At 71.1% G+C, this 11,548-nt stretch carries 11 protein-coding genes and 1 pseudogene; 6 read left to right on the forward strand and 6 right to left on the reverse strand.

Annotation, left to right across the window (positions count from 1 at the left end; genetic code table 11):
* Positions 1-5: 5 nt before the first annotated feature.
* Positions 6-530: a septum formation initiator gene (locus QCZ28_RS10740; RefSeq protein ID WP_279516472.1), complete on the reverse strand. Its 525-nt coding sequence runs from the start codon at positions 528-530 to the stop codon at positions 6-8.
* 102 nt (positions 531-632) lie between these two features.
* Between QCZ28_RS10740 and QCZ28_RS10745 the strand changes: the two genes are divergently transcribed.
* Genes QCZ28_RS10745 through QCZ28_RS10755 form a run of 3 tightly spaced genes read left to right on the forward strand, consistent with a single transcriptional unit; the run spans position 633 to position 3,188 of the window.
* Positions 633-1,328 carry a response regulator transcription factor gene (locus QCZ28_RS10745; RefSeq protein WP_210859308.1) on the forward strand — a complete coding sequence of 232 codons (696 nt, stop codon included), beginning with the start codon at positions 633-635 and terminating at the stop codon, positions 1,326-1,328.
* A complete protein-coding gene (locus QCZ28_RS10750; RefSeq protein WP_279516473.1) occupies positions 1,325-2,605 on the forward strand; it encodes a HAMP domain-containing sensor histidine kinase in 1,281 nt (426 codons plus the stop codon). The genes QCZ28_RS10745 and QCZ28_RS10750 overlap by 4 nt, the downstream gene beginning before the upstream one ends.
* A gap of 28 nt (positions 2,606-2,633) precedes the next feature.
* On the forward strand, positions 2,634-3,188 hold the full coding sequence (locus QCZ28_RS10755) for a DUF5872 domain-containing protein (protein ID WP_279516474.1): 555 nt from the start codon (positions 2,634-2,636) through the stop codon (positions 3,186-3,188).
* Between the two features lie 59 nt (positions 3,189-3,247).
* Here QCZ28_RS10755 and QCZ28_RS10760 read toward each other — a convergent pair whose 3' ends face one another.
* Positions 3,248-4,129, reverse strand: a complete 882-nt coding sequence (locus tag QCZ28_RS10760; RefSeq protein WP_279516475.1) for a LysR substrate-binding domain-containing protein — start codon at positions 4,127-4,129, stop codon at positions 3,248-3,250.
* A gap of 69 nt (positions 4,130-4,198) precedes the next feature.
* Here QCZ28_RS10760 and QCZ28_RS10765 point away from each other — a divergent pair, with 69 nt between their 5' ends.
* Positions 4,199-4,681 carry a GNAT family N-acetyltransferase gene (locus QCZ28_RS10765; RefSeq protein ID WP_279516476.1) on the forward strand — a complete coding sequence of 161 codons (483 nt, stop codon included), beginning with the start codon at positions 4,199-4,201 and terminating at the stop codon, positions 4,679-4,681.
* A gap of 139 nt (positions 4,682-4,820) precedes the next feature.
* Positions 4,821-5,333: a PepSY domain-containing protein gene (locus QCZ28_RS10770; protein WP_279516477.1), complete on the forward strand. Its 513-nt coding sequence runs from the start codon at positions 4,821-4,823 to the stop codon at positions 5,331-5,333.
* 188 nt (positions 5,334-5,521) lie between these two features.
* Here QCZ28_RS10770 and QCZ28_RS10775 read toward each other — a convergent pair whose 3' ends face one another.
* Together QCZ28_RS10775 and QCZ28_RS10780 are read right to left on the reverse strand one after the other, a co-directional pair.
* Positions 5,522-7,444 carry an ABC transporter ATP-binding protein gene (locus QCZ28_RS10775; RefSeq protein ID WP_279516630.1) on the reverse strand — a complete coding sequence of 641 codons (1,923 nt, stop codon included), beginning with the start codon at positions 7,442-7,444 and terminating at the stop codon, positions 5,522-5,524.
* Positions 7,445-7,812: 368 nt separating this feature from the next.
* A complete protein-coding gene (locus QCZ28_RS10780; protein WP_279516478.1) occupies positions 7,813-9,063 on the reverse strand; it encodes an HNH endonuclease signature motif containing protein in 1,251 nt (416 codons plus the stop codon).
* Positions 9,064-9,207: 144 nt separating this feature from the next.
* Here QCZ28_RS10780 and QCZ28_RS10785 point away from each other — a divergent pair.
* Positions 9,208-9,378, forward strand: a pseudogene (locus tag QCZ28_RS10785) (IS630 family transposase); the annotation flags it as partial.
* An 18-nt stretch (positions 9,379-9,396) separates the two neighbouring features.
* Here the strand turns inward: QCZ28_RS10785 and QCZ28_RS10790 are convergent.
* A complete protein-coding gene (locus QCZ28_RS10790) occupies positions 9,397-9,822 on the reverse strand; it encodes a hypothetical protein (RefSeq protein ID WP_279516479.1) in 426 nt (141 codons plus the stop codon).
* Between the two features lie 360 nt (positions 9,823-10,182).
* A complete protein-coding gene (locus QCZ28_RS10795; protein WP_279516480.1) occupies positions 10,183-11,391 on the reverse strand; it encodes a chitosanase in 1,209 nt (402 codons plus the stop codon).
* Positions 11,392-11,548: the final 157 nt, after the last annotated feature.

Genomic DNA, 11,548 nt, shown 5'->3' on the forward strand with positions numbered 1-11,548 from the left:
GGTCGTCAGTCGTCGGCGACAGCCACCGGCTCCGAGCCGATGCAGCGCACCTTCAACTCGTACTCCCGTGTCGCCCCCTGGAACGTGACCTCGACGTCGTCGTCCGGGCCCCGGTCCACGTCGCGGACCCGGTAACCCTGCGCGGGCGCCCAGGAGACGAGGCGTACGCCGCCGGGGCCGCACTCGGCCACGGCCGTGCCGCCGTCGGTGGCGAACCCCCGGCGGGCCCCGGAGCTGGCGCTCGGCGCGGGGCCCGTCGTGTCTGGCGCGGCCGAGGCGATGCCCGTCGTGCCCGGCGCGGCCGAGGCGGTGCCCGTCGTGCCCGGCGCGGCCGAGGCGGTGCCCGTCGCGCCGGTGGGCGGCGGCTCGGGTGAGGCGAGCGCCCGTTCGATCTCCGCCGCGCTGCGCACCCCACCCGGTGTGCCGGTCAGGCTCTCACCCACCAACCGGATCGCGCCCAACCCGATCACTGTGGCCACGGCGGCGGTGGCCACCCACCCGGTGGCGATGAGGATCGAACGACGGCCCATTGCCTGACTATCCCCGATCCGGCCTTGTGGTTGGCACATCCGAACGCTAAGGCACGGTTAACGTGCGCGTCGCCGCCACTGACAGCGGTTAGCCTGCCACCTGTGGCCCGCCTGTTGCTCATCGAGGACGACCTGACGATCCGTACCCCGCTGATCCGGGCCCTGCGCGAACGCGGCCACGCGGTGGCCGCGGCCTCGACCGCGATGGCCGGGCTCCGCGACGCGCTGGAGGACCGACCCGACCTCGTCGTCCTCGACCTGGGCCTGCCCGACCTGGACGGCCGCGAGTTGCTGCGGATGCTGCGCGCGGTCAGCTCGGTGCCGGTCATCGTGGCCACCGCCCGCGACGATGAGGCCGAGATCGTCCGGGTGCTCGACGCGGGCGCGGACGACTACGTGGTCAAACCGTTCACCGCGGCGCAGCTCGACGCCCGCGCCCGCGCGGTGCTGCGCCGGGGCCCCTCCGGCCCCGACGGGCAGGACCCGACGCTGGTCGTCGGCGGGCTCCGCGTCGACCCCCGCGCCCGGCAGGTCACCCTGGACGGGACCGCTGTCGAGCTGACGCCCCGCGAGTTCGATCTGCTGCACCACCTCGCCGGCCGACCCGGCCAGGTGGTCACCAAACGTGAACTGCTGACCGAGGTCTGGCAGATCCCGTACGGCGGCGCCGACAAGACCGTCGACGTGCACCTGTCCTGGTTGCGTCGCAAGCTGGGGGAGAACGCCCAGCAGCCTCGCTACCTGCACACCGTGCGGGGGGTCGGGGTGCGTCTGGAAGCCCCGGCGGCGCAGCCGTGAGGGCCCGCCTCGCGCTGCTGGTCGCCGCGGTCAGCGTCCTCACCCTCATCGCGTTCCTGGTGCCGTTGGCGCTGCTGGTCCGCACCGTCGCCGAGGACCGGGCCACCGTTCGGGCCACCGCCGACGCGCAGAGCCTGGTGCCGGTGGTCGGCACCGCCGACGCGGCGACCATCCGGCTCACCGTCGAGCAGCTCGCCGCCGAGTCCGGGCGACCGGTGAGCGTCTTCCTGCCCGACGGCACGGTGCTCGGCGCCCAGACACCGCGTACCCCGGCGGTGGCCCTCGCCGCGCGCGGACAGAGCCTCACCGGAGAGTCGGCGGACGGCCGGGAGGTGGTCATCGCCGTGCAGGGTCGGGCGGACGGCACCGGGGTGATCCGGATCGCGGTACCGCAGCACGAGCTGACCGCCGGAGTGACCCGGGCCTGGTTGGTGCTGGCGCTGCTCGGCGTGATCCTCGTGCTGATCGGGTTGGCGGTCGCCGACCGGCTGGCGCGCACCCTGGTCCGGCCGATCAGCGACCTCTCGGCCGTCTCCCACCGGCTCGCCAACGCCGAGCTGGACGCCCGGGTCACGCCGGCCGGTCCCCCCGAGCTGCGCGAGGTGGCCGGCGCGCTCAACCATCTCGCCAGCCGGATCCAGGTGCTCCTGGTGCAGGAACGCGAACAGGTCGCCGACCTGTCGCACCAGCTGCGGACGCCGCTGACGGCGTTGCGCCTGGAGGCGGAGTCGTTGCGTGACCCGGACGACGCCGCCCGGATCACCGCCGCCGCCGACGGGCTCGAACGCGCGGTGACCGGGCTGATCCGGCAGGCGCGGTGGCGGCACACCCCGGCGGCGCAGCCGGCCGCCTCGGACGCGGCGGCGATCGTCGCCGACCGGGTCGCGTTCTGGTCGGTACTGGCCGAGGACACCGGCCGGGCCGTCACCCTCGACCTGACGCCCGGCCCGCTTCCCGTCGGTGTGGCCGCCGACAACCTGACGGCGGCCGTGGACGCCCTGCTCGGCAACGTCTTCGCGCACACCCCGGACGGCACGTCGTTCGCCGTCCGGCTTGCGCGCGAGGCGGGCGAGGTGGTGCTCACTGTCGCCGACGAGGGCCCGGGCATGCCCGCCGGGGCGATCCGGCGGGGCGCGAGCGCCGCCGGGTCCACCGGCCTCGGCCTGGACATCGCCCGGCAGGCCGCCGGCGGTCGGCTGGAGTTGCGCACCGGCCCGGCGGGCGGCGCCCAGGTGCTGCTCCGGCTCGGGCCTCCGGCGTTGCCGCAAGACGCATAGCCGGTGCGGTGCCGGGTAGCTGCCAGTCATGGCGCGGTACACGAAACCCGAGCTCCGGGAGCAGATCAAAGAAGAGATCAAGGCCTCCGACAAGGGCGGCCGGCCGGGGCAGTGGTCGGCGCGCAAGTCACAGCTGGTCACTCAGGAGTACAAGAAGCGCGGCGGCGGATTCCTGGGCGAAAAGGACGAGCGGCAGAAGTCGCTCCAGCGCTGGGGCAACGAGAAATGGCAGACGAAGGAGGGCGACACCCGGGCGCGCAAGGACGGCACGACGAGTCGCTACCTGCCCAAGAAGGCCTGGGAGGAGATGTCGGAGAGCCAGCGGCGCGCGACCGACACGAAGAAGCGCGAGGCGTCCCGGTCCGGCAGGCAGTACGTCGCCAACACCGGGCCGGCGAAACGCGCCCGTCGGGACGCCACCACGGGCGGCCGGATGTCGGAGATGTCGGTCGCGGAAGCGACCAAGCTGGTCCGTGGCCTCGACACCCGACAGCTGAAGACCGCGCTGCGCAACGAGCGCGCCAGCAAGGACCGCAAGACGCTCGTTCAGCGGCTGGAGGCGGAACTCAACAGGCGCGGCTAGCCAGGTACGGGCGGATCCGCCCCTGCCGTGTCGTCAAGGCTGCTCTTGTGCCGTCGAGGTCAGGGCACCTGCCCTACGGCCCCGAAGCTCGTCGAGGTGATCCGGTCGTCATCCCGGCGGCGCAGGATCCGCATCTCCGTGGTGGCCCCGGTGCCGGTCAACGGCAGTACCGCCACCGGCGGGGGCACCACTGCGGAGATGCTCGCCGGCGCGATCGTGACCCCGAGGCCGGCTGCGACCAGGTGCGCCAGAGTGGTCCAACTGCTGGCGAGCTGGACGACGCGCGGTGTGTAGCCGGCGTCCAGGCACGGTCGAAGGTTGCGCTGGTAGGCCCGCTCGCCGGCCACCCGGGGGAAGAAGACGAACGGGTCGTCGCGCAGCAGCGCGGCGTCGATGCTGGGGTCTTTCGCGCGCGGGTGGTCGGCCGGCAGGACGGCGACGAAGGTCTCGGTGGCGAACGTGGTGCCGACCAGGTCGTCGTGGTCGTCCGCGTCCCGGACCACGCCGACATCGATCTCGCCGGTCAACAGCCGGTCGACGATCTGCGCCGTGAACGCCTCGTGCAGACGCAGGTGAACGGCCGGATGGTGTTCCCGGAACCGACGGATCGGCCCGGCCAGCCCGAGCTGGATCGCCGAACTGACGAAGCCGATGTCGAAGCGCCCCTGCTCGCCGCGGCCGATGCGGCCCGCCTCGTGCACATCGTCGGCGACGGCGGCCAGCACCCGCCGGCACCGGACCAGGTACGCCTCACCCGCCGGCGTCATCGTCACCGACCGGGAGGTACGAGCGAACAGCGGCGTACCGATCATCGCCTCCAGTTGGCGGATCTGCTGCGACAGCGGCGGTTGAGCCATCCGCAGCCGTGCCGCGGCCCGACCGAAGTGCAGCTCCTCGGCGACCGCGACGAAGTACCGCAGATGGCGCAGTTCAGGATCCATATGCCAAGGATATAAATTGCTCGGAACAAGATATTGGACGTTCGGATAGCGGGCTCAGAGAATCGAACCATGAACCCGAGCACGCTGACCGTCACGTCCATGACGACCGCCGAGGAGGCCGTGGCCTTCCGGACGTTGAACGAAGAATGGATCTCCCACTTCTTCGCCACTCTTGAGGAGTCTGACCGCAAGACGCTCGACGACCCGTTCTCGGCCATCGTCGACCCGGGTGGTGACGTGCTGATCGTTCGCGACGGCCGGGAGATCGTCGGCTGTGTCGCACTGATCCGCAGCTCGTCGGAGGTCTTCGAACTGTCGAAGATGGCGGTGGCCCCGGCGACCCGCGGGAGGGGCATCGGCCGCCAGCTCATCCGAGAGGCGATCGAGCGCGCCCGCCAGCTCGGCGCGACCACCCTGTTCCTGGTCAGCAGCACCAAGCTTCCGAACGCCGTGCACCTCTACGAAAGTGTCGGCTTCCAGCACGTCGATCCGGAACGGATCCCGCTGTCGCCGTACGCCCGCGCCGACGTTTTCATGCGGATGGCGCTCTGACCGCTCGAAGCCGACGCGCAGTCCCGAGAGGGCGGTGCGGGATCCTCGGCTTAACCCGGCCTTAGTGTCCGGACAGCGCGGTGCTATCCCGATCTGACCGATCCTCGGAGTCGACAACCGAGGAAAGGTGGACACCACGATGAAGCGCACCAATCTGCTTCTGGCGTCGGTCGGCGGGTCGGCGGTGCTGGCGGTGGCCGGGGTCGCGCTCGGCGTCACCGCCGCGAACGACTCGCGGACCGGCGGCACGGCACTCGCCGCGGCGACCGTCGCCCCGCCGGCCACCGACACGCCGTCGGCCCCACCGGGTACGCCGTCGAGCGGCACGCCGTCGTCCGGGACCCCGTCGGTTACGCCGTCCACCGGTAGCGCGCCCGCGGGCAGCGCTGTCGATGAGACGCGTGCCGGGGAGATCGCCCTCGCCAAGGCCGGCGGCGGCCAGATCGTCGAGGTTGAAGCCGAGCAGGAAAACGGCCGGCCGGTGTGGAGCGTCGAGATCGTCGCGGGCGACACCGAGCACGAGGTGGACGTCGACCGGGACAACGGGTCGGTGGTCAAGGCCGAGCAGGAGCCGGTCGACGACGACAACGACGCCGACGAGCCCGACGACGACGATGATGACGGCAACGACGACGACAACGACAACGACTGAGACGACGATTGATCGGCCGCCGCCCGACCCGGAGTGTCTTCCGGGTCGGGCGGCGCTGCCGAATCAACCGGCGGCTCGCGACCCAGGCGTCCGGCCTGTCCTTGACGGATGGCCGGCTGTCCTGGCTGTTTCAGGCCGTCCTTGACGGATGGCCGGTTGTCGCGGCTGTTTCAGGTGGGCGAGGGCCGTCAGCGCCCGACGCGCTGCTCCTGGACCGTCGGTTGCTCCTGGACCGTCGGTTGCTCCTGGACCGTCGGTTGCTCCTGGACCGTCGGTTGGTCCTGGGCGAACTGGGTGCGGTACAACTCGTGGTAGCGACCGCCGGCCGCGAGCAGGTCGCCGTGTCGCCCGCGTTCGACGATGCGCCCGGCCTCCACGACGAGGATCTGATCGGCTGCCCGGATGGTGGAGAGCCGGTGCGCGATGACCACGCTGGTCCGGCCGGTCAGGGCCTCGGCGAGGGCGTCCTGAACCGCCGCCTCCGAGGTGGAGTCGAGGTGCGCGGTGGCTTCGTCGAGGATGACCACCCGCGGACGGGCCAGCAGCAGTCGTGCGATGGTGAGCCGTTGCCGTTCCCCGCCGGACAGCCGGTATCCACGCTCGCCGACAACGGTGTCGAGCCCATCGGGAAGGGAGCGGATCAGGTCGTCGAGTCGGGCCCGCCGCAGCACCCTCCACATCTCGTCCTCGGTCGCGTCCGGCCGGGCGAACGCCAGGTTGGCGCGGATGCTCTCGTGGAAGAGGTGCCCGTCCTGGGTCACCACGCCCAACGCCGTCCGGATCGACTCGGCCGACAGGTCGCGTACGTCGACGTCGGCGAGCTTCACCGCACCGTCCTCGACGTCGTACAGGCGGGGCACGAGCTGCGCGATCGTCGACTTGCCCGCCCCGGACGAGCCGACGAGCGCCACCATCTGCCCCGCTTCGGCGCGGAACGACACCCCGTGCAGCACCTCCTCGCCGCCGCGCGTGTCCAGCTTCGCCACGTCCTCCAGGGACGCGAGTGACACCTTGTCCGCTGACGGGTAGCCGAACCGGACGTCGTTGAACTCGACAGCGACCGGTCCTTCCGGGATGGGTCGGGCGTCGGGCCGGTCGAGGATCAGCGGCTTGAGGTCGAGCACCTCGAACACCCGCTCGAAACTCACCAGCGCGCTCATCACCTCGACGCGGGCGCTGGCCAGCGAGGTCAGCGGGGCGTACAGGCGGGACAGCAGCAGCGCGAGGGCGACCACCGTCCCGGCGTCGAGGCTGCCCCGTAGCGCGTAGATACCACCCAACCCGTAGACCAGGGCCAGCGCCAGCGAGCCGACGACGGTGAGGGCGGTGATGAAGACCCACTGCAGCATCGCGGCGCGGATGCCGATGTCCCGGACCCGACGTGCCCGCGCCGCGAACTCGGCGGACTCCTCGGCCGGCCGGCCGTACAGCTTGACCAGGGTGGCCCCGGGTGCGGAGAAGCGTTCCGTCATCCGGGTGCTCATCGCCGCGTTGTGCTCGGCGGCCTCCCGCTGCAACCGGGCGAGCCGCGAACCCATCCGGCGGGCCGGAAGAACGAAGATGGGCAGCAGGACCAGCGCGAGCAACGTGATCTGCCAGGAGAAGGTGAGCATCACGCCCAACGTCAGCATCAGCGTGACCGCGTTGCCGACCACACTCGACAGGGTGTCGCTGAAGGCCCGCTGCGCGCCGATCACGTCGTTGTTCAGGCGGCTGACCAGCGCACCCGTACGGGTCCGCGTGAAGAACGCCACCGGCATGCGCTGCACGTGGTCGAAGACAGCCGTCCGCAGTTGGACGATCAACCCCTCACCGATGCTGGCGGACAGAAACCGCGTCACCAGACCCAGCCCGGCCTCGGCGAGGGCGATCACCGCGATCAGCACCGCCAACCGGATCACGACGCCACTGTCGGCGCCGTCGACGATCGCGTCGACCACCCGACCCGCGAGCACCGGCGCCGCCACGGTGAGAACCGCCGTCACCACACTCAGCAGCAGGAACCTGATGATCAGAGCGCGGTGTGGCCGCGCGAACTGCGCGATCCGCTTCAAGGTCGCGCGGGACAGCGGTCGCTCATCCTGCGCGTTCATCGCGTGGTGCAGAGACATCCACGCGGTAACTTCCATGCTCATGCATTACCTCCGATACCGGAGGCTAGGACCTCACCCAAGCTTGAGGTCAACTGGATTACCGACAGTTGCCGTCACTTCAGGTTCGCATCGGTGTCGTCGATGACCTCCGGCACCGCGTCCAACCGCGACGCCCTAGCGTTCGCGTTCGCGGAGCACTGGTGCGTGGAGGTCCGCCCGCCGAACCATCGCGCACCGGCACGGCAAGCCTTCGTGAGTCACCACCGGCAGCGCTCTGTTCGGCCCGGTCGACAGGCGTACAGGCGGGTGTCGCTCGGCGCTTTGGCTTTCCGCTCGTGCCTGGCGCGCCGACCTGGCAGGCGGTGATCGTTCTCGGCTGGTCGCTCCTACGTTCGTCGGTGATAGTGGTTGCGGCGGGGAAGTTGTTCGGGGTCGAGCCATGCGGGTGGGGTGAATTCGGGGTGGCCGTCGTCGGCGAGTCGTACGGTCCAGTCGCTGTGGTGTAGGTGGCGGTGGTGGTGGCCGCAGAGCAGGACGGCGTTGGCGAGATTGGTGCTCCCGCCGTCGGCCCAGTGGTGGATGTGGTGGGCGTCGCACCAGCGCGGTGGTCGGTCGCAGCCGGGGAAGGCACAGCCCCGGTCCCGCAGCACCAGGGCGCGCCGGAGGGAACCGGTGATGAGGCGGCGTTGTCGGCCGAGGTCGAGTGGTTGGCCGGCGCCGCTGAGGATGGCGGGGAGGATGGCGGCGTCGCAGGCGAGGCGGCGCACGGCCTCGGGGGTGAGCTGAAGGCCAGTGTCGAGGGCGCCGCTGCCGAGTTGCCGGGTCAACCCGTCGTAGCTGGTGGTGACGACGATCTGGGTGGGATCACCGCCGTGATCGGGCAGCTCGCCGGTGCGCAGGGTGCGCCGGCAGACGTCGGCGAGGGCGTCGTGGCGGCGTTGGCCGGGAGAGCGCTGGTCGTCAGGGCCGGAGGGTGCGCTGAGTGGGTCGATGGCGGCGCGGAGCAGCCCGGCGGTTTCGGTGTCGAGGGTGGCGGTGAGTCGGAGTCGGCCGTCGGTCTGCTCGGAGAGGGTGAGGTGTCGGTCGCGGGTCGCGCGGCGGGCGTCGGCGTCGAGCGCGGCGTGGGCGGCGGCGTCGGCGAGGTCGGGTGCGACGTGGCCGAGGATGCGGGTGCCGAGTTTGCGCAGGTGGGCGGGGTCGAACTGCCCGTCCCAGTCGGTGAGCAGGCTGACGGCCTTGTCGGCGGCCTCTGCGCCGGCGGCGGTGTGCACGGTGGTGGCAGTGTCGGTGATTACTTGGGCTTGGTCGAGGGTGATGTGCCCGTCGGCGAGTGCTTGTCGGATGCCGGGGTGGGCGGTGTCGAGGGTGGTGGCGAGGTCGACGAGGCGGCGGGCGGCGGTAATGGTGAGGTGCAGGCGCTCGCGGAGCCAGACCGTGGTGGAGGAGGCGCCGTGGGCGGTGGCGGTGCCGCGACCGTCGAGTTCGCGGATCAGGGTCAGCTTGACCGCGGCGAGGCGTTGCTCGACGCGGTGCGCGGCGTCGAGCGCGGCGATCAAATCCTGCTCGGAAAGGGCCCAGGCGGCGGCGTCGACAGACGCGGCGACCGCGTCGTCTGCCTGCGCCAACTCCTCGACCATGACCCGAGACTAGAACGTACGTACGACACTTTCAGTCATCATGATCGATTTACTGGGTGGCGGTCGATCGAGTGCAGGCCGACAATGATCCGCTGTGGGAGACAGCCGCTAGTGGACTGTCCATGACCGGCGGGTGGTTGTCGGCCACGGCCGGATCCGGACCGGCTGCCCGCGACCGACAAGCGCACGCATGGGATCCGCTACTTCCACGGCCGCTACAGCTTCGCCGACGGCCAGCTGCGGGGTGTGAACCGCCGCCGCGAAGGCGCAGATCACACCCTGTCCGCGCTCACGTCGATCCGCGTGCGGCGTCCACCACAGCCGCTTGACCGATCAGACCCGATGACGTTCATGGGTAGCGCACTCGCTGGCACGTCGCGGCCGGTGCAGCCAGGGCGCGACCGCGGGCGCCGCCGCGATCAGGGCGACCGCGAGCGCTGTGATCACCGCTTGCCCGATCCGGCCGGGCGTGATCCCCGGCATGGTGTCCAGCACGTAGTTGGCGTACCCGTTCGCCGCCGCGTCGCTGACGAACACGGCACAGCCGAGCAGTAGTCCTTCGATCCGGCGCAGCGCCAGCAACAGCGCCGCGAGCGGATCGAACACGGTCAGCGAGGTGAAGTACAGCATCAGCCAGGTGGGGGTGGACGGGCTGGGACCACCCGGCCGGACGCCGAGCAGGTCGCCCAGGTGGACGATCCCGCCGTACCCGAGGACGCAGACGGCGACGATCACGACGACCCGAATCCACCGGGGCACGCCGGCCCACCGTCGAAGCGATGCCGGTCTCGCCGCGCCCACTGGCCCTCCGTTCCGGTCGGGCAGTGCACCGCCCGCGCCGCATCGATGCTAATGCGGTTCCACGGACGTCCGACCACGGCGCTGGTCTGTGCACGAGCGCGATCAGCGACTCGGGTGGCACCGGAGCGGGTTTCCAGGAGCCGGCAGTCCGCGGGCGTCTCGTGATCGCCCCTGAGGGGTGCGCGTACGGCAGCGGTGGTCAAGAAGTTCCGGGCGTTCGACCCGGGCCAGCTCGACCACCCGCCACCGTCACACACTGCCGGACGGACAGCCGACAACCGCCGATCACATCCACCCGGCCGATACCCGTTACCGGCCCTACCCGATGCGGAACTGGTCGCCGTAGACGGCGAACACCAGCGGGGTGTTCAGGTTGAAGTTGCCGTTGTTGAGGAACACCCGCTGGGCGGTGTCGACGCGGGAGGTGTCCGAGTGGGCCACCTCCTTCTTCATCTCGATGACCCGCTCGTCGAGGAAGGCGTTGAGCCAGGTCCGCTCGTCGCCGCCCTGGGCCGGCGGCTTGGCCCGGTTCAGGGCGCGGCTGCGGATCTGGCGCATGCCCTCGTACCCGTGCATGACCGCCGCGTCGTAGTAGGCGAACTGACCGAGCGCCCGGACCTGGTCGTTCTTGCCGTCGCGTACCGACGGGTTGAAGTAGACCCGGTCGCGTTCGGCCTCCTGGGCGGCCTGGAAGACCGGGTCGGTGGCCGCGGTCCGCCAGTCGCGGGGGAAGTTGGGGTCGAGGCCGGAGTGCGACGGGGTGCCGTTGACGGTGCGCAGCGCCGGCAGGTAGCCGGCGAGCACGTTGCCCGGCTTGGTGCGGGTGTACGCCTCGACCAGTTCGAGCATGTCGCCGGTGCCGGAGCAGAAGCCGATGATACCGGCGGTGTAGCCGCGCCCGTCACCGATGTCCTCGATGTAGGAGAACTGCGCGCGCCAGTCGAGCGACGAGTTCTCCGCGGCCGAGACGAGTTGCATGGCGACGTCCTTCTTCGCCGGGTCGTCGAGGTTGGTGCCGCTCGGGTTGGTGGGCGTGGGGGTGGGGGTGCCGCCGCCCGGCAGGGTCCACCGCTGGTTCGTGGTGCCGCCGCAGGTCCAGATCTGCAACCGGGCGCCGTTCGCGGTGCTGCGGTCGGTGACGTCGAGGCACTTGCCGGAGCCGGAGTTGATCAGCGCGCCGTTGCTGGCGGTCCACTTCTGCGCGCCGGTGTTGTTGCAGTCGTACAGCTGCACCTTGGCGCCGTTGGCGGTCGACGCGGCGGTGACGTCGAGGCACTTGCCGAGTGCCCGGATCGAGGTGTCGGTGTTGCCGACGGTCCACGTCTGGGCCACGCTGCCGTTGCAGTCGTAGAGCTGGACGGGTGTGCCGTTGGCCGGGTTGGCGCCGGCCACGTCGATGCACTTGCCACCGAGGCCGGTGATCGGGCCGGCGGTCGCGGCGCTCGCCGACGGTACGCCGACGCCGACGGCGGCGACGCCGATCAGCAGGGCTCCCACGACGAAGGCGGCTGTTCTCTGGTGAACCATGGTGGGTCCTCGGGGAAGGGGCGGCGTGCCGCCGGCCGGTCGGTGACCCGGCGCGGCAGTTCGGCCCCGGCGGGCACCGCGAGCATCAGGAAACTGTATTAACAGATACCAGTACGTCGATTTCCCGTCAATCGACGACCGCGAGGCGTGACAGCGC

The sequence above is a fragment of the Micromonospora sp. DH14 genome, assembly GCF_029809455.1.
Taxonomy (GTDB): domain Bacteria; phylum Actinomycetota; class Actinomycetes; order Mycobacteriales; family Micromonosporaceae; genus Micromonospora; species Micromonospora parva.

Coding starts and splice junctions, on each gene's coding strand:
- QCZ28_RS10740 (WP_279516472.1), bottom strand. CDS start 530: ATGGGCCGTCGTTCGATCCTCATCGCCACCGGGTGGGTGGCCACCGCC.
- QCZ28_RS10760 (WP_279516475.1), bottom strand. CDS start 4,129: ATGGATCCTGAACTGCGCCATCTGCGGTACTTCGTCGCGGTCGCCGAG.
- QCZ28_RS10770 (WP_279516477.1), top strand. CDS start 4,821: ATGAAGCGCACCAATCTGCTTCTGGCGTCGGTCGGCGGGTCGGCGGTG.
- QCZ28_RS10765 (WP_279516476.1), top strand. CDS start 4,199: ATGAACCCGAGCACGCTGACCGTCACGTCCATGACGACCGCCGAGGAG.
- QCZ28_RS10775 (WP_279516630.1), bottom strand. CDS start 7,444: ATGTCTCTGCACCACGCGATGAACGCGCAGGATGAGCGACCGCTGTCC.
- QCZ28_RS10780 (WP_279516478.1), bottom strand. CDS start 9,063: ATGGTCGAGGAGTTGGCGCAGGCAGACGACGCGGTCGCCGCGTCTGTC.
- QCZ28_RS10795 (WP_279516480.1), bottom strand. CDS start 11,391: ATGGTTCACCAGAGAACAGCCGCCTTCGTCGTGGGAGCCCTGCTGATC.
- QCZ28_RS10755 (WP_279516474.1), top strand. CDS start 2,634: ATGGCGCGGTACACGAAACCCGAGCTCCGGGAGCAGATCAAAGAAGAG.